Origin of the sequence: Erythrobacter sp. HKB08 (assembly GCF_004114695.1) — a bacterium.
In the GTDB taxonomy this organism is placed as follows: domain Bacteria; phylum Pseudomonadota; class Alphaproteobacteria; order Sphingomonadales; family Sphingomonadaceae; genus Parerythrobacter_A.
This window is the reverse complement of record NZ_CP035310.1, coordinates 316426-333833: the sequence shown is the minus strand read 5'-3', so window position 1 is coordinate 333833 and position 17408 is coordinate 316426. Positions and strand designations below refer to the sequence as shown.

Below are 17408 nucleotides of genomic sequence, written 5' to 3'. Positions count from 1 at the left end.
TTCCCGCTCGCCCGCTGCGAAGAGTGCCGGTTTCATGCCAAGCGCATAACGCGCGGGCAATGCGCGGGAGCGATTAATGCCCCGAAGGAAGCAGGCGGTTTTTGAGGAAGCGCAGTTCCTCGCTCGGGAAGCGCAAAATCGCGCGCAGGTAGGCGCCGACCCGCATGTCGAGCAGCGATACGGTCAACGGGATCGCGACGAGGCACATGACGATCTCCGCGACGAGCAGGACCGCCGCTGCCGTGACGAGCGTGACCGAGGCGGACATCCCGGCCACTGCACAAGCGGCGACCGCGAGGAAGCTCCACGCGATCGGGCGGTGCCGGTTGGTCCCCATGCGCGCCTGCGCAGTCAGCATCCAGACCGCTTCGAAGAGCACGGCTCCGACGAGAAGCCCGTAAAGCTCCGGCGCAAAGGCGATCTTCCCGCCGGTCCACAGCTCGAATATCGCCGGGCCGGCGACGAACAGCGCGAGGGCGACCGCGAGGCATGTCCACACAGCCAGGCGCGTGGTGGCGATGACCAGCCGGGCAAGGCCCGTACGCTGGCTCGCTCCGCCCATCAGCCCGGCTTCCGCCTGCAGCGGGACAAGCGCGGTCTGGACGATCTGCGACACTGCCCGGGCGAGCGTTCGGTGGGTCGAGAACACCGCGACCGCCACCGCGCCGAGCGTCAGCCCGATAATGATGACCGCGCCCTGCAGCAGCAGCGCCTTGGCGAGGTCGAACATGAGGTATTCCAGCCCGCTTGCTACATATCTGCCGAGCTTCTGGCTCCGCCGTGCGAAAAGGTTGAGGGTTGCGGCGAAATCCGCGCGCCTGAGGATGACCGACTGCGCGGCATATTCGCCGATGCGCGATGCGAGCATGATTGCGCCGATCGCGACCGGGCCGGTGTCGAAGAACTTCACCGCGATGAAGGTCGCGGCGAGGCGCAGGATGGTCCCTATCGCGCGGGTCCACAGCCCGGCCGGCATGATCCTGCGCGCCCGCATCCCGCCGAGCAGCGCGAGCGAATTCTGCGAGATGATCGCGGCGGCAGCGAGCAGGCCGAAAGTCCATTTCGCCTCGGCGGAGGAAATCTGCCTGAGGCCCAGCCAGTCCGCCAGCGGGACAGCCATCACGACTGCGGCAAGCACGACCAGCAGGAGGAGCGACCAGCGCAGGAAGGTGACGACGAGGTCGCGGAAAAAGCGATGCGCGCCCTCCTCGTCGCCCTCGCCCGCGCGGCGCGCCAGCTCGTTCGAGCCGGACTGCACGACGCCGAGGTCGGACAGCGCAATATAGGTCGGGATCGCGGCAATCAGCAGGTATTCGCCGAACAGCTCGACCGACCAGGCGGCGAGCAGGACCGGAATGAGCAGCAATTGCTCGGCCACCCTCGTCACGAGCGAGGTCGCGCTGGCCGCGCCGGAGGAAATCATGCGCTGGCCGATGCTCGTCATGGCTCAGCCCCGCCGGATCATGAACCCTTGGCGATGGGCGCGCTGCGCATCACCTGGAGGTCCGCTTCGACCATTTCGCGCGCCAGTTCGCGCACGCCGGTTTCGTGCCGCCAGCCGAGCTTCTGGTGCGCCTTGCCGGGATCACCGATCAGCAGGTCGACTTCGGTCGGGCGGAAATAGCGCGGGTCCACTTCGACCAGCAGCTTGCCGCTCGCCTTGCAGTAGCCCTTCTCCTCGACGCCCTCGCCGCGGAACTCGATCGGGATGCCCGCATCCTCGAACGCCCAGCGGGTGAAGTCGCGCACCGTCGTCGTCACGCCGGTCGCGAGCACGTAGTCGTCGGGTTCATCCTGCTGCAGCATCAGCCACATGCCGCGGACATATTCCTTGGCATGGCCCCAGTCGCGGCTGGCATCTAGATTGCCGAGATAGAGCCGGTCCTGCCGCCCGAGCGAAATGGCCGCGGCCGCGCGCGTGATCTTGCGCGTGACGAAAGTCTCGCCGCGCAAGGGGCTTTCGTGGTTGAACAGGATGCCGTTCGAGGCGTGCATCCCATAGGCCTCGCGGTAATTGACCGTGATCCAGTAGGCGTAGAGCTTCGCGGCGGCATAGGGGCTGCGCGGATAGAACGGCGTGCTCTCGCGCTGCGGCACTTCCTGCACCGAGCCATAGAGTTCGGAGGTCGAGGCCTGGTAGAACCGCGTGTGCTTTTCCAGACCGAGGATGCGGATCGCCTCGAGCAGGCGGAGCGTTCCCACGCCGTCGGAATTGGCGGTATATTCGGGGGTCTCGAAACTCACCTGCACATGGCTTTGCGCGGCGAGGTTGTAGATTTCGTGCGGCTGCGTTTCCTGCACGATGCGGATGAGGTTCGTCGCATCGGTCAGGTCGCCGTAATGCAGCACCAGCCGCTGGTCGGGCTCGTGCGGGTCCTGGTAGATTTCCTCGATCCGGCCCGTGTTGAAGGATGACGACCGGCGCTTGATGCCGTGCACCTCGTATCCCTTGTCGAGCAGCAATTGCGCGAGATACGCCCCGTCCTGCCCGGTGATCCCGGTGACGAGTGCGCGCTTGCCTGTGCCTTCGAGTGCCATGGCTGCTGCCTAGACGCTTTGGCGTCGCGGCGGAACTGGCGCGCTCGCGTTATTCCCGCCCTTCGAGCCAGCGTCCGATGGCGAGCGCGCGGCGCGCATCCTCGCTCGCCGGACCGGAGGTGAAATCGCGCGCCGTCTCGTAGCTGCGCTTGGCGATTTTCGCGGGCGACAGCTTCGCCGCGCGTTCGCCGAGGCGGCGCAGCACTTCGGCAAGGCCCCCATCGTCCCACGCTTCGCCGACCGCCATTGCGATGCCCGCCGACTTGCGCGCGCGCGGGTCCTGCACCAGCAGCAGCTCGGCGTCCTCCAGCACGCGCTCGGGCGGAACATGGCTCACCCCGCTTTCGCCTACCATGCCACTGCTGCACCAGCGGTCGACCAGTGAGAGGACCAGTGCCAGCGCCTCTTCCCACCCATCCTCGCGCGCCCATTCGAGAAGGGCGGGCCAGTCGATCTCCTTTGCGGCGCAGAAAAGGATATCGGGCAGGAGGAGCGGCCCGGCATCGAGGCGATGCGAATAGACCGCGTGTATCACCAGATGGGCGAGCATCGCCTCGCGCGAGGGATAGCGGCACGGGTCACTCGGATCGGCTGGCTGCGCGCTCGCGATCATCCGCTCGGTCCGGTCCGGCGGCATGGCCCAGTCCATCCGCTCGGCAAGTTCCCATGCGCGCAGGTGCAATTCGACCGAGGCGCCCGCCGGTCCTTCGAGTGGCGGGAGGTGCTTGGCGAGACGAGCCTGCGCCTCGTCCGTCTCGCGCGGCTCGTCGGGCGTGAAACCATCGGCTACGAGCGCATCCCACGCCGCGATTGCCATGCCTGCGGGCAGCAGCAGGTCGATGTCGCGCAAGGGCCGCTCGGCCGCGTGGGGATAGGCGTACCAGGCAAGCCAGCTGCCCTTCAGCGCCACGCTCTCCATGCCGCGCTCGCGCAGCCATTCGGTCAGGCGGAACAGCTCGTTTCGCTGGGCGAGCGCGACGAGCGCCTGTTCGCGGTGCGCCTTGCGCCAGTGCGCGACGATATGGGGCGGCACCTCGACCACAAGCTCGCCGCGCTCGATCCGGCCATGCAGATGCGGCCACAGGCGATGGAGCCCTGCGAGAATGGCGACCGATTCCCACTCGCCATGCGATAGCGAACCGGCGAACTCGCGCTGGCGCGCGGCCGAGCCGAGCAGCGACAGCGCCGCGCGGCGCAGTTGCGGAGTGTCGCGCGCGGTCACCGCGCGGTGCCTCAGTTCTCGGGAACGGAGAAGGTGCCGGTGACGCGGCCCGAGCTGTTCGTGCCGCTCTCTCCGGCGACCGAGGACGAGCCGCTCGCGCGCCCGTCGACGCTGGAAACGCCGCTTGCGAGGTCGATCACCAGCCGCCCACCGTTCAGCGTATCCGATCCGCGGCGCAGGCGCACATTGCCTGCCATGGTGATGATCCGGCGGTTGAAGTCGTAGACCGCAACATCGCCGCTCGCCCGCTCGTTGCCTCGGCTGACGGTGACCCCGCCGGTGGCGGTGATGCGCTGGATCTGCAGCGTGCCCGCATCGCTGTAATTGACAAGCATGCGGTTCGAACGAACGGTCAGCCCGGCCTGCGTCACCACGACATCGCCCGACAGGACGACCCGGTTCTGGCGATCCTGCAGCTCGATACGCCCGGCGTTGTAATTGACCGGCGCGTTGGAATTGTGCCCGGCAATCGCCTGCGCGCCCGCCTGGATACCGGCGAAGGCGGCGGCCGTCAGCGTGAAGCCGATCGCGGCATTGCGCAGGGCGGTGGTGAGATAGGTCTTGGTCATGGCATCCTCAGTCTGCCGGGGATCATGGAAAGCCGCGCATTCCCGTCGAGCACGATGGTGCGTTCGGCCATGTCGACTTCGAGCCGGTTGGCGGAGAAGGAGCCGGCCGGGATTTCCCCTTCGACTCCGTCGGTCCCGACCATGCGTTTCGCAGCGAGGTCGACCGACACGCCGCTCACCTGCATGCGATAGCCGTCTGCGGCGACCATCCGGACCGGGCCGGTGATGTCGACCACTTCCTCGTCGATGTCGTAGCTGCCTGCCGCCGCGCCGACGCGCGCCGGACCCTCGGGCAGGAGAATGCGCGCGACGAGGTCTTCCATCCGCACGATGCCCTCGCTGCTCGATCGCTGGACGGCTTCGCCCGCGGTCAGCGAGAACGGACGGCCATCGTTGTCCTGCCCGCGGTACATCGCATTGTCGACGCGCAGGCGCTCGTTGATCACCGCGACCTTGTTGCGGTCGAGCAGGAAGCTCACCTCGCCACGCGGGCTGAGCGGGGTGATGACCATGAAGGCGGCCAGCACGCCCACGCCCATCGGCAGAGCCTTGCCGAGGAAGGACACCAGCTTGTCGTGCGAACCGCCGGGCGCGGCGAAGTGCTGGCGCTTGCTGCGCCGCTCCTTCGCCTCATCCGTTTCGATCCGCCGCTTGATGACCATGGTTGCTGCCCTGGGAAGTCCCTTACGCGTGCGAGAAGATGTCGTGGTCGGCCCAGCCTGCGATATCGAGCTTCGCGCGCGTCGGCAGGAAGTCGAAACAGGCCTGGGCGATTTCGGTCCGTCCCTCGCGTTTCAGCCGTTCGACGAAAACGTCGTGCAGGCGGTGGAGGAAGCGCACGTCGGAAGCGGCGTATTCGCGCTGCGCGTCGTTGATTTCCGGCGCGCCCCAGTCGCTCGACTGCTGGACCTTGCTCATTTCGCCGTCGAGCAGTTCCATCACGAGGTTCTTGAGTCCGTGGCGATCGGTATAGGTGCGGGTCAGCTTGCTCGCGATCTTGGTGCAGAACACCGGCGCGGCGGTGACGCCGAGATAGTATTCGATCGCGGCAAGGTCGAAGCGCGCGAAGTGGTAGAGCTTCAGGCGGTTCGGGTCCGCCAGCACCGCCTTGAGGTTCGGCGCATCGTAGCTGCTGCCGACCTTGAAGCGGACGAGGTGTTCATCGCCATTACCGTCGCTGATCTGCACGACGCACAGGCGGTCGCGCGGCGTGATCAGCCCCATCGTTTCGGTGTCGACTGCAACGGGCCCGGGCGCGAGCACGCCTTCGGGCAAATCTTCTTCGTGGAAATGCACTGCCATAAGTCCAGCGCCTTAGGCCGATTGGGGATTGGAGGGAAGGGGTGCTGGCTCGCCGCCTGCACGCTGGCTATTCCCGTCGGCCATGAGCGATGCAGTCCCCGAAAGCTGGAAGCCGGTGCTCGACCCCGTCCTCGCGGGCGAGGATGCACGGCGCCTCGGCGGCTGGCTGCGATCGGAAGAGGACGCGGGCAAGGCGATCTACCCGCCGCGCGGCCAGCGCCTGCGGGCACTCGACCTGACCCCGCTCGACGCGGTCAAGGTCGTGATCCTCGGGCAGGATCCCTATCACGGCCCGGGGCAGGCGCATGGCCTGTGTTTCTCCGTCCCCGAAGGCGTGAAGATGCCGCCCTCGCTCGCGAACATCTACAAGGAGCTGGAAAGCGACCTCGGCATCGCGCGCCCCGATCACGGCAATCTCGAGCACTGGGCGCGCCAGGGCGTCCTGCTGCTCAACAACGCGCTCACGGTCGAAGCGCACAAGGCCGGCAGCCATGCGGGCAAGGGATGGGACGCGATCACCGATGCCTGCGTCGCGGCAGTCGCAGCGCGAGGCGTGCCGACCGCCTTCGTGCTGTGGGGCAGCCATGCACAGGGCAAGGCCGCGCGCATCCCGGCGATCGGCCAGTCGGACCGGCATCTCGTCCTGAAGAGCCCGCATCCCAGCCCGCTTTCGGCGCATCGCGGCTTCTTCGGCAGCCGCCCGTTCAGCCGGGTCAACGCGTTCCTGCAAGAGAATGGCCATACGCCGATAGAATGGTAGGCTGGCCGCCATGACGGAGGAGGAAGCCGGGAAAGCGCTGCGCGTGCGGATCGCCGAGATCGACGAGCAGGACCGCATCAGCGCCGAGGGGCGCGAGCCAGTCACCCTGCAGCAGGACAGCGTCGGGCGCCTCAGCCGGATGGACGCGATGCAGCAGCAGGCGATGGCGCTCGCGGCGGAGCGGCGGCGCAAGGGCGAGCGGGTGCGGCTCGAAGCGGCGCTCGTCCGGCTGGAGGAAGGCGAGTGGGGCTATTGCCTGACCTGCGGCGAGGACATTGCCGCCAAACGCCTCGAAAATGATCCGGCCGCCACGCAATGCGTCAAATGTGCTAGCGGATCGCGCGACTAGCCTTATTGCGAATTGAGGGAGCTATTCATGTCCGACACCGTCCTGCTCGAAATCTCCGATGGCATCGCGACCGTCACGCTCAATCGCCCGCAGGCGATGAACGCGATCTCGCGCGAGCTGCGCCGGCGGCTCTACGAGGTCATGCGCGAGGTCGATGCGAATGACGCGGTGCGCGCGGTCATCCTGACCGGTGCGGGTGAGCGGGCCTTCACAGCCGGGCTCGACCTCAAGGAGCTGGGTAGCGAGGAGGGCGCGCTCGGTTCGGCCAATGCGACCGATCCGGCGGACAACCCGGTCAAGGCGATCGAGGTGTGCCGCAAGCCCGTCATCGGTGCTATCAACGGAGTTGCGATCACCGGCGGCTTCGAAGTCGCGCTCGCCTGCGACGTGCTGGTGGCGAGCAGCAATGCGCGCTTTGCCGATACCCATGCGCGGGTCGGCATCGTGCCGGGCTGGGGCCTGTCGCAAAAGCTGTCGCGCATGATCGGCATCAGCCGGGCCAAGGAACTCGCCTTCACCGGCAATTTCCTCGATGCGCAGACCGCGCTCGCCTGGGGGCTGGTGAACCACGTCGTCGCGTCCGACGAACTCCTCCCGCTCGCACGCAAGCTGGCGAGCGACATGGCGAGCATCGATCCCGCCTTCCTCGCCAAGTACAAGGCGCTGATCGACGAAGGCTACGCCGCCAGTTTCGGCGAGGGCATGGCTATCGAGGCACGGGTTTCCAGTGCGGCGAATTCAGCCGTCGCACGTGAAGAGATCGAAGCGCGCCGCGCCGCCGTGCAGGAGCGCGGACGGGGCCAGAACTAGCTCCGGCCCCGAAACGCGTCAGAAGGTCTTGGTCAGCCGCAGCCCGGCAGTGACGCCGGTGTCGCGGAAGGCGATCGCGCTGTCGACCACCTGCACGTCGAAGGTCAGCTCGAACTTCTCGGGCAGGCCGACGGTGTAGAACACCTCCATTCCCTTCTCCTCCTCGATCGGCAGGCGGAAGGCGATGTCGTCGACCAGCTCGTCGGTCAGCGAGTAGTAGAAGAAGGCGATGCCGAAGCGGTCCTGCGGGCGCACCGCCGGGTTGCCGGCAAGACCGATGAAGCCCGAATAATCGAGGAAGGTCGGATCGCCCATCGAGGCCTGGAAGCGGCCGAAGAGGCCGATGCCCTTGCCCGGCGCGTTCGGGTTGAGGCTGAGGTACTGGAAGCCAGACAGCTGCAGCGCGAGCTCGCCCGACTCGTCGCCGAAATTGCCGTTCGGCGGAGGCGTCAGGGCGCGCGGCAGGATGTCGAAGGCAGGGCCCGAACGGGTCGAACCGACGACTGCGAAATTGTAGACGCCCGGCTTGCCGCCGAAGCGGGTCAGCGCAGCGGCCGACGCGAGGAAGCCGACGCCGCTTTCGAATGCGGTCTCGAACCCGGTGCGGCCGTATTGCGAATCCGGATCGAACACCCAGAGGCGGTAAATGACCTTCTGGGTCGGCACTTCGAGCATCGCGCCGGTCAGCGTGTTCGGCACCACCGCGGTCGGCGGCAGTGCGATGCCGAGGTTCTGGAAGCCGAAATGCCCGTCGCTCGCCACGATCGGCAGCGTGCCCGAAATATCAAGCACGTTCATCTTGCCCACTTCAAGGCTCGCACCATTGCCGAAGGTCTTCTTGACCGACAGCGACAGGTCGTAATTCTCGGTGCCTTCGGGGCGGAACAGCGCGGTGTTCTTCGGGATCAGGCCGACCACGCCGTTGGAGCTCTTGCCCCAGCGGAACTCGGGCCGGATCTTGAGCATCCAGCTCTCGTCGAGACCCCAGGTGTCGCCGCGCAGGTTGATATAGGCATCGGCGCGGCCGCCGTAGCGGGCGGTATCGTCGGGGCTGCCGGTCACGACGAAATCGACGAATTGCGAGACGACCAGCTTGGCATCGGTCGGCGGCGGGCCGCGGCGGCGCGGCGGCGTGGGCGGCGGCGCTGCATCGGCGGCTTGCTGCGTTTCCGCCTGCGGCGTCGGCACGCCTTGCTGCTGGATGAGGTCGTTGGCCGTGATCGAAACGGTTGCGAGATCGAACGAGGTCGCTTCGGCGGCTTCCGAGGCGGCGCTGCCCATCGCTTCGCCTTCGCTTGCGAGTGCAGGCGAGGCGAGGCCGGTCAGAGCCAGGGCCAGGAACGATGCCGAGATGCGCGATGCTGCTTTGCGACTATGCGCCGAGACGTGCTTCACTATTTCCCTCCAAGGCGCCCGTGCAATTCTGCGATGCTTCGGGCTTTTCAATATGTTGCGTATGGCCGCGCACGTCCGACACGGCGGTATCCCCGGCGCATCTATGAATCGGGCAATTGCAGCCCGCAACCCATTTGGCGGACTGTCGACAGTTTCCCTGCGATGTGTTGCGAGATCAACGCGGTAGCGAAGTGACGCCCATCAGCGCTTCGTCGACCGAACGCGCGCACTGGCGGCCTTCGCGGATCGCCCAGACGACGAGGCTTTGCCCGCGCCGCATGTCGCCGCAGGCATAGACGCCCGGCTCGCTCGTCGCATAATCGTCGGTGTTGGCAGCGACATTGCCGCGCCCGTCGAGTTCGACGCCCGCCCGGTCGAGCAGCCCGCGCCGCTTCGGCCCGGTAAAGCCCATCGCGAGCAAGATGAGGTCGGCCTTGAGGGTGAACTCGCTACCCGGCACTTCCTCGAACTTGCCGTCCTTCCATTCGATGTGGACGCATTCCAGCCCGGTTACGTCGCCGCCTTCGCTGACGACGCGCTTGGTCAGGACCGACCAGTCGCGCTGCACGCCCTCCTCGTGGCTCGAAGAGGTGCGCAGCTTGAGCGGCCAGTCGGGCCAGGTCATCGCCTTGTCCTCGTGCTCGGGCGGCTTGGGCATGATCTCGAGCTGGGTGACGCTCGCCGCGCCCTGGCGGTTCGAGGTGCCAACGCAGTCCGAGCCGGTATCGCCGCCGCCGATCACGATGACGTGCTTGCCCGTCGCGGTCAGCGTGCCGCGCGGGGCGGCGCGCACTTCGTCGTCGCCCGCATTGCGCTTGTTCTGCTGGGTGAGGAATTCCATCGCCAGGCGCACGCCCGGCAGTTCGGCACCCGGAATGTCGAGCTGGCGCGCTTCTTCCGCACCGCCCGACAGGACGATCGCGTCGAAATTCTCCTGCAGCGCCTTGAAGCTGACTTCCACGCCGACCTCGGCGCTCGTCTTGAAGGTCACGCCCTCGGCTTCCATCTGCACCGCTCGGCGGTTGATGAGGTGCTTTTCCATCTTGAAGTCGGGAATGCCGTAGCGCAGCAGCCCGCCGATCCGGTCGCTCTTCTCGAACACGGTGACGGCATGGCCCGCGCGGGCGAGTTGCTGGGCGCAGGCGAGGCCCGCCGGGCCGGAGCCCACTACCGCGACCGACTTGCCGGTCTGCTTCTCTGGCACCTGCGGCTTGATCCAGCCCTCATCCCATCCGCGGTCGACGATCGCGCATTCGATGCTCTTGATGGTGACCGGAGAGTCGATGATGTTGAGCGTGCATGCCGCCTCGCACGGGGCGGGGCAGATGCGGCCGGTGAACTCGGGGAAGTTATTGGTCGAATGCAGCAATTCGAGCGCATTCTTCCAGTCGCCTTCATAGACGAGGTGGTTCCAGTCCGGGATGATGTTGTTCACCGGACAGCCGTTGTGACAGTAGGGAATGCCGCAGTTCATGCAGCGGCTGGCCTGCGCGCGGAGCTTTTCCTCCGGCATCGGGACCATGAATTCCTTGTAGTTGCGCAGCCGGCTTTCCGGTTCGATCGCCCCGCGATCTTCACGCTCGACTTCGAGGAAGCCCGTTTCCTTGCCCATGATCCTTGACCCTTATTCCGCTGCCATGCTGGCGGCTTCGCGCCGCTCCTGTTCGAGCGCTTCGAGCGCCCGGCGGTAATCCTTCGGCATCACCTTGACGAACTTGCCGAGTGCATTGTCCCAGTCGGCCAGCAGGTCGGCCGCGCGCTGCGAGCCAGTGTGCAGCTTGTGCCGCTCGATGAGGATTTTCAGCCGCTCGGCATCGTGGCGAAGCATGTCGCCCATGCCGAGATCGTTGACCCCGACCGGACGCTGCTTGGGACGACCGGTGCCTTCGTCCTCGTCCGGCTCGGGCGAGATCTTCTCCAGCTCGACCTGTGCGAGGTTGCAGCGTTCGTGGAAGGTGCCCTTGGGATCGTAGACGTAAGCGACGCCCCCGCTCATCCCGGCCGCGAAGTTGCGTCCGGTCCGGCCGAGCACGGCGACGACGCCGCCGGTCATATATTCGCAGCCATGGTCCCCGGTGCCTTCGACCACCGCGACGGCGCCCGAATTGCGCACCGCGAAACGCTCGCCCGCGACGCCGCCGAAGAAGGCTTCGCCCGAGATCGCGCCGTAGAGCACGGTGTTGCCGACGATGATGTTCTCGCGCGGGTTGCGCTCGGCGGCGGCAGGCTGGCGCACGATGATGCGTCCGCCCGACAGGCCCTTGCCGACGTAGTCGTTGGCATCGCCGGTCAGGTCGAGCGTGATGCCGTGGGCGAGCCATGCGCCGAAGCTCTGGCCTGCAACGCCATCGAGATTGATGCGGATCGTGTCGGGCGAGAGGCCGGAATGGCCGTGCGCCTTGGCGACTTCGCCCGACAGCATTGCGCCGACCGTGCGATTCACATTGCGGATCTCGCGGCTGATCTCGATCGGCTGGCCGCTCTGGATCGCGGGCTTGCAGACGTCGATCAGCTCGACATCCATCGCCGTGCCGAGCGCATGGTCCTGCGTCTCGGTATGGCGCAGCGAACCGTGCTCGCCCGGCGTGATGGTGTGGAGCAGGCGCGTGAGGTCGACGCCCTGCGCCTTCCAGTGGCGATGCACCCGGCGCATGTCGAGCCGGTCGACGCGGCCGACCATCTCGTCGAGCGTGCGGAAGCCCATCTCGGCCATGATCTGGCGCAGTTCCTCGGCGACGAAGAAGAAGTAGTTGATGACGTGCTCGGGCGTGCCGGTGAAGCGCTTGCGCAGCACCGGGTCCTGCGTCGCGACGCCGACCGGGCAGGTGTTGAGGTGGCACTTGCGCATCATGATGCAGCCCGCCGCAATCAGCGGGGCGGTCGCAAAACCGAACTCGTCAGCGCCGAGCAGCGCACCGATCGCGACGTCGCGTCCGGTCCTCAGGCCACCGTCGACCTGCACCGCGATGCGGCTGCGCAAGTCGTTAAGCAGCAGCGTCTGCTGGGTCTCGGCAAGGCCGATTTCCCACGGGCTGCCGGCATGGGTGAGCGAGGTCAGCGGGCTTGCGCCCGTGCCGCCTTCGTAGCCCGAAATGGTGACGTGGTCCGCCTTGCACTTGGATACGCCCGCGGCGACCGTGCCGACGCCGACTTCGGACACCAGCTTGACCGAGATGCGCGCGGCCGGGTTCACGTTCTTGAGGTCGTGGATCAGCTGCGCGAGATCTTCGATCGAATAGATGTCGTGGTGCGGCGGCGGGGAGATCAGGCCCACGCCCGGGGTCGAGTGACGCACCGCGCCGATGCGCTTGTCGACCTTGTGGCCGGGCAGCTGACCGCCTTCGCCGGGCTTTGCGCCCTGCGCCATCTTGATCTGGATGTCGTCGGAATTGACGAGGTATTCGGTCGTCACGCCGAAGCGGCCGGAGGCGACCTGCTTGATCCGGCTGCGCATGGAATCGCCGTTGTCCATCTGCTGGAAACGGAACGGCTCCTCGCCGCCCTCGCCCGTGTTCGAGCGCCCGCCGATGCGGTTCATCGCGATGGCCAGGGTCGAGTGCGCCTCGTGGCTGATCGAGCCGAAGCTCATCGCGCCGGTGCTGAATCGCTTGACGATGTCCTTGGCGGATTCGACTTCCTCGAGCGGGACCGGCTGGTCCGCCTTCTTGAGCTCCATCAGCCCGCGGATGGTCAGGAGCCGCTCGTTCTGGTCGTTCACCGAACGGGCGAATTCCTCGTAATTCTTCGGATCGTTGCCGCGCACCGCATGCTGCAGGTTGGCGACATTCGCCGGGGTCCAGGCATGGTCCTCGCCGCGCAGGCGGTACTGGTAGATGCCGCCGACATCGAGCATGCCCTTATAGAGCGGATCATCGCCGTAAGCGATCGCGTGGCGGCGCACCGCTTCCTCGGCGACCTCGCCGAGGCCGATGCCTTCGATGGTCGTCGCGGTGCCCTTGAAATATGCGTCGACCAGTTCGCTCGACAGGCCGACCGCATCGAAGATCTGCGCGCCGCAATAGGACTGGTAGGTCGAGATGCCCATCTTGGACATGACCTTGAGAATGCCCTTGCCGACCGCCTTGATGTAATTGTCCTGCACTTCGCGCGCGGTGAGTTCGGGGAACTTGCGCGTGCGCAGGTCCTCCAGCGTCTCGAAGGCGACATAGGGGTTGATCGCTTCAGCACCGTAGCCCGCGAGCACGCAATAGTGGTGCACCTCGCGCGCTTCGCCGGTCTCGATGACAAGGCCGGTCTGCATGCGCAGGCCCTGGCGAACGAGATGGTGGTGCACCGCCGCCGTCGCGAGGAGGGCGGGCATCGGGATGCGGTCCGGCCCCTGCGCGCGGTCGGACAGGACGAGGATGTTGTGATCCTGCAGCACCGCCTCGGTAGCGGCCCAGCACATTTCCTTGAGCGCCAGCGCGAGGCCTTCTGCGCCCGTGCTCGCATCCCAGGTGATGTCGATCGTCTCGGTCCGGAACGCGCCGTCGAGTGCCGCTTCGACCGAGCGGATTTTCGCCAGGTCTGTGTTGGTCAGGATCGGCTGGCTGACTTCGAGGCGCTTGTGCGTACCGGCATCGCGGCCGAGCAGGTTCGGGCGCGGGCCGATCATCGACAGCAGGCTCATCACCAGTTCCTCGCGGATCGGGTCGATCGGCGGGTTGGTGACCTGTGCGAAGTTCTGCTTGAAATAGTCGTAAAGCAGGCGGCTCTTGCTCGACAGCACGGCGATCGGCGTGTCGGTCCCCATCGAACCGATCGGATCGTCGCCTCTCTGCGCCATCGGCTCGAGGAAGCGCGAGACGTCTTCCTGCGTATAGCCGAAGGCCTGCTGGCGCTGGAGCAGCGAGGTCACGTGCTCGGGAACTTCGGAAAGTTCCGGCTCGATCGTGTCGAGGTCTTCGAGCTTGTACTGCGTCTGCTCGAGCCACTTCTCGTACGGGTGCGCAGCGGCAAGGTCGGCCTTGAGCTCTTCGTCCTCGATGATGCGGCCCTGTTCGAGGTCGATCAGCAGCATCTTGCCCGGCTGGAGGCGCCACTTGCGGGTAATGTCTTCCTCGGCGAACGGCAGCACGCCGCTTTCCGAGGCGAGGCAAACGAGATCGTCCCTGGTCGTGCAGTAGCGCGCCGGGCGCAGGCCGTTGCGGTCGAGCGTCGCGCCGATCTGGCGGCCATCGGTAAAGCACACGGCGGCCGGGCCGTCCCATGGCTCCATCAGTGCGGCGTGATATTCGTAGAAAGCGCGGCGGGCGGGATCCATCAGCGCGTTCTTCGCCCAGGCTTCCGGGATCATCATCATCATCGCATGGGCGAGGCTGAAGCCACCGGCGAGCAGCAGTTCGAGCGCATTGTCGAGGCACGCCGTGTCCGACTGGCCATGCGGGATGAGCGGCCACATCTTGTCGAGGTCCGCGCCCAGGAGGTCGCTTTCCATCGTGCGGCGGCGCGCGTTCATCCAGTTCACATTGCCGCGAACCGTGTTGATCTCGCCGTTGTGCGCCATGAAGCGGTAGGGGTGGGCTAGGCGCCAGCTCGGGAAGGTGTTGGTGGAGAAGCGCTGGTGCACGAGGCCGAGCGCCGAAACGCAGTCGGCATCGCGCAAATCGTCGTAAAACGAACCGACCTGGTTCGCGAGAAGCAGGCCTTTGTACACAATGGTTCGGCTGGAGAAGCTCGGGATGTAGGTCTTCACCAGGTCGGGCAAATTGTGCTTTTCCGACAGGCGCGCGAGCGGGTTCAGCGTCTGCTTGCGGATGACGATCAGCTTGCGTTCGAAAGCATCCTGGTCGGCGCAGTTGTCGCCGCGCGCGATGATGCACTGGCGCATGACCGGCATCGATTCGATCACCGCCTTGCCGAGCCCGTCGAGGGTCAGCGGGACCTCGCGCCAGCCGATGACGCGCTGGCCTTCCTTGGCGGCGAACTTTTCAAGCTGTTCGATCACGAAATCGCGCGCTTCCTCGTCCTGCGGGAGGAAGCACTGGGCAACGGCATAGTCGCCGGCCGGCGGCAGGTCGTGGCCTTCGGCCTTCGCCCACTTGCGGATCAGCGGATCGGGAACCTGCAGCAGGATGCCCGCGCCGTCGCCGAGCAGCGGGTCGGCGCCGACTGCACCGCGGTGGTCCAGGTTGGCGAGGATCTCGAGCGCCTGCTCGACGATCGCGTGGCTCTTCTCGCCCTTGATGTGCGCGATCATGCCGACGCCGCAGGCGTCGTGCTCGTTCACCGGATCGTAGAGGCCGCTCGGACCAGGATATCCCATTCGCAATTCCCGTTCGGTCGCTTGCCCGTCCGGTCCGCGAGGAGCGTCCGGGAAACGAAAGATGGCGTAGCTGTCTGCCACGCGCAGTAAAACTGTCGTGAAAGGCTCTCATGCCGACAGGAAATAATTTTTGCAACTGCGAAGCGAGAAGGAATCGTATGCACGCCCCTAGGCTGCGTTAGGGCGCATGAAGAAAGGGCCGGCGCGCGCTTGGCGAACCGGCCCTTGGGGAAGTTTGGCTTTCCGGGCGGTCAGGCCGCGCCGGACATCCGCTGGAGCTTGATCAGCGCATCGCGCAGGGCCTGTTCGGTCTCGCTGCGATCGGCCGGGGTTGCTGCTGCCTTCGGCGCACCGAACTGCTGCGGCTCGGCCGGAGCATCGAAGCGGCGCGGGGCGGGCGCATCCTGCTGCGGCGGAGCGAATTTCTGGCCCATCGCAGGGTCGCGGGTCGGCCCGTCGCTTGCCGGGCGCGCGGTGTTTTCCTGTCCCGGGAAGACCACGACGGGTTCCTCGTCGGCCGGGGCGACGCCATCGTCCTCGATCCGCACGAAGCCCTGGCTCTCGCCGATGCGACCGCGCATGCTGAGCAGCGAGGGGTAGGCATCTTCCGAACTGTCGTCTTCCTCGTCGAACGCACGCGGCGGAGCGGTGTCGAGGCGCACGCGCGGCTGGGCCGGGCTCGGAGCAGGGGCGGCGCTCGGCAGCTTGAAGGACGGGAAATGGTCGTCGTCCTCGTCTTCCTCGTCGTCTTCTATGCCTGCAAAGGACTGCAGCATCTTCGGGACTTGCGGCGCGGCCTCGAAAGAGGGCGGCGCGGCGTCTTCGACCGTTTCGACCGACTCTTCTTCGGGCTGGGCGACCGGGGCCGAAACCTGGCGCCGGAACACCATGGGTGCTGCCGCTGCCACTTCCTCTTCCGCGACGGCGATTTCTCCCTGCGCGGGTTCTTCCTGTGCGGTAGCTTCGACCGGTTCTTCGACAGGCATATCGTCCACGACGACCGGCTGTTCGACAACCGGAGCCGGTTCGAAGGTGACGGCCTCTGCAGCGGCAGGTTCTACGTCTTCGACGAGCTCCGCCTCTTCGACGGCTTCGGTCTCTTCAGGCCTGGGCGTGTTCTGGAGCGCACGCGCGAAACGTTCCACCAGCTCGACCATGCCGAGCTCGCCGAGCGGGCGGCTGGCGACGTCGCCCGGCTCGCTGTCCTCGGGAACGACCGGTTCGAGCGGTTCCTCGGCGGCGGGTTCCGCAATTTCGGGAATCGCGAATGCAGCAGGGGCGGGCGCTTCCTCGCGTTCCGCTTCAACCGCGGGCGCATCGAACGGGCGCGGGGCTGGTGCGGCGACATCGTCGCTGGGCACTTCGTCCTCTTCAGCCACGTCCGCCTCGTCGCTCCGGGCGAGCGAAGTGGCGAGCGTTTCGTTCGACAGGCTGCGGCGCAGGTTGGCCAGCGCGCTCAGGTCTTCATGGTCGGCCTCGTCCTCATCGACGAATTCATCGAGGTCGAGCGGCATGAGATCGTCGTTGCGCACGGCGAGATGCGGTTCGTCGAGCGCCTCGTCGCCGCCCGGCAGGGGCACGAATTCGAGATACTCGCTCTTGCTGCTTTCGTCGTTGACGCTGAACGCACGGCGGCGACCGGGGATGGTCTTGCCCGCGAACGCAGGTTCGCTAGCAGGCTCTTCCGCGACCGGCTCCGGCGCTTCTTCGACGTGTTCGAATTCCGCTTCGAGCGGCTCTTCGGCGACGACTTCTTCCGCCTGCACCTTCTTCCCTAAAGGCGAATCGAGCGAATCGGGGCCGAGTTCCTCATGCGCGCTGATCGGGCGCTTTGCAGGCTCGCGATCGAGACGGTCTTCGCGTTTGCGCACCACGACGGGTGCATTTTTGCAGCGTCCGCCCGCGCTCACCTTGCGTGCAAGGAACAGGCCGAGCCCGCCGCCCAGCAGGGCAGCGATGGCGGCGATACCGAGCCGCGCGGTCATGCCGAGCGGCGGCGCGAGCGAGGCGACGATCGAGGAAAGGCCGGTCGCGGAGACGAGTTGCTCGAATACGACGATCGGCACCACGAGACTGCCCAGTCCGAGCAGTGTGGCGAACCACAGCGCGACGACGGCCGGGAAGGCCGGGTGCGCTGCAATCGGCGCTTTCTTACTTTTGCTCACGGTGGTCTGTGTCCCCACTCAAATTGCTTCAGC

13 protein-coding genes are annotated in these 17408 nt (G+C 66.5%); 3 read left to right on the top strand and 10 right to left on the bottom strand.

What is annotated here, in order from left to right; genetic code table 11:
• Positions 1–73: 73 nt before the first annotated feature.
• The 6 genes from EO245_RS01615 to EO245_RS01590 are packed head-to-tail and all read right to left on the bottom strand — an operon-like array spanning position 74 to position 5631.
• Positions 74–1444 (bottom strand): lipopolysaccharide biosynthesis protein, encoded by a 1371-nt coding sequence (locus EO245_RS01615; RefSeq protein WP_128891291.1) that lies wholly within the window; start codon positions 1442–1444, stop codon positions 74–76.
• Positions 1445–1461: 17 nt separating this feature from the next.
• Positions 1462–2538, bottom strand: a complete 1077-nt coding sequence (gene gmd, locus EO245_RS01610) for a GDP-mannose 4,6-dehydratase (RefSeq protein ID WP_128891290.1) — start codon at positions 2536–2538, stop codon at positions 1462–1464.
• Positions 2539–2587: 49 nt separating this feature from the next.
• Positions 2588–3760, bottom strand: coding sequence for a nucleotidyltransferase family protein (locus EO245_RS01605; RefSeq protein WP_128891289.1), 1173 nt, complete (start codon positions 3758–3760; stop codon positions 2588–2590).
• Positions 3761–3771: 11 nt separating this feature from the next.
• Complete coding sequence (locus tag EO245_RS01600; RefSeq protein WP_128891288.1) at positions 3772–4329, bottom strand: LptA/OstA family protein; 558 nt, start codon at positions 4327–4329, stop codon at positions 3772–3774.
• Positions 4326–4991 (bottom strand): LPS export ABC transporter periplasmic protein LptC, encoded by a 666-nt coding sequence (gene lptC / locus EO245_RS01595; RefSeq protein ID WP_128891287.1) that lies wholly within the window; start codon positions 4989–4991, stop codon positions 4326–4328. The genes EO245_RS01600 and lptC overlap by 4 nt, the downstream gene beginning before the upstream one ends.
• Before the next feature lie 22 nt (positions 4992–5013).
• A complete protein-coding gene (locus tag EO245_RS01590) occupies positions 5014–5631 on the bottom strand; it encodes a ribonuclease D (protein ID WP_128891286.1) in 618 nt (205 codons plus the stop codon).
• A gap of 82 nt (positions 5632–5713) precedes the next feature.
• On the opposite strand from EO245_RS01590, the gene EO245_RS01585 reads away from it, so the two are divergent.
• The 3 genes from EO245_RS01585 to EO245_RS01575 are packed head-to-tail and all read left to right on the top strand — an operon-like array spanning position 5714 to position 7550.
• Positions 5714–6391, top strand: coding sequence for a uracil-DNA glycosylase (locus tag EO245_RS01585; protein WP_128891285.1), 678 nt, complete (start codon positions 5714–5716; stop codon positions 6389–6391).
• Positions 6392–6401: 10 nt separating this feature from the next.
• Positions 6402–6740, top strand: coding sequence for a TraR/DksA C4-type zinc finger protein (locus EO245_RS01580; RefSeq protein ID WP_128891284.1), 339 nt, complete (start codon positions 6402–6404; stop codon positions 6738–6740).
• 27 nt (positions 6741–6767) lie between these two features.
• The gene (locus EO245_RS01575) at positions 6768–7550 is read left to right on the top strand and encodes an enoyl-CoA hydratase (protein WP_128891283.1); all 783 of its coding nucleotides are present in this window, start codon (positions 6768–6770) and stop codon (positions 7548–7550) included.
• 18 nt (positions 7551–7568) lie between these two features.
• Here the strand turns inward: EO245_RS01575 and EO245_RS01570 are convergent, their stop codons facing one another.
• From EO245_RS01570 to EO245_RS01555, 4 genes are all read right to left on the bottom strand, one after another.
• Positions 7569–8945, bottom strand: a complete 1377-nt coding sequence (locus tag EO245_RS01570) for a carbohydrate porin (protein ID WP_234026927.1) — start codon at positions 8943–8945, stop codon at positions 7569–7571.
• A 175-nt stretch (positions 8946–9120) separates the two neighbouring features.
• The gene (locus EO245_RS01565) at positions 9121–10557 is read right to left on the bottom strand and encodes a glutamate synthase subunit beta (protein WP_128891282.1); all 1437 of its coding nucleotides are present in this window, start codon (positions 10555–10557) and stop codon (positions 9121–9123) included.
• 12 nt (positions 10558–10569) lie between these two features.
• Positions 10570–15210, bottom strand: coding sequence for a glutamate synthase large subunit (gene gltB / locus EO245_RS01560; RefSeq protein WP_128891281.1), 4641 nt, complete (start codon positions 15208–15210; stop codon positions 10570–10572).
• A gap of 251 nt (positions 15211–15461) precedes the next feature.
• On the bottom strand, positions 15462–17375 hold the full coding sequence (locus EO245_RS01555) for a hypothetical protein (protein ID WP_128891280.1): 1914 nt from the start codon (positions 17373–17375) through the stop codon (positions 15462–15464).
• Positions 17376–17408: the final 33 nt, after the last annotated feature.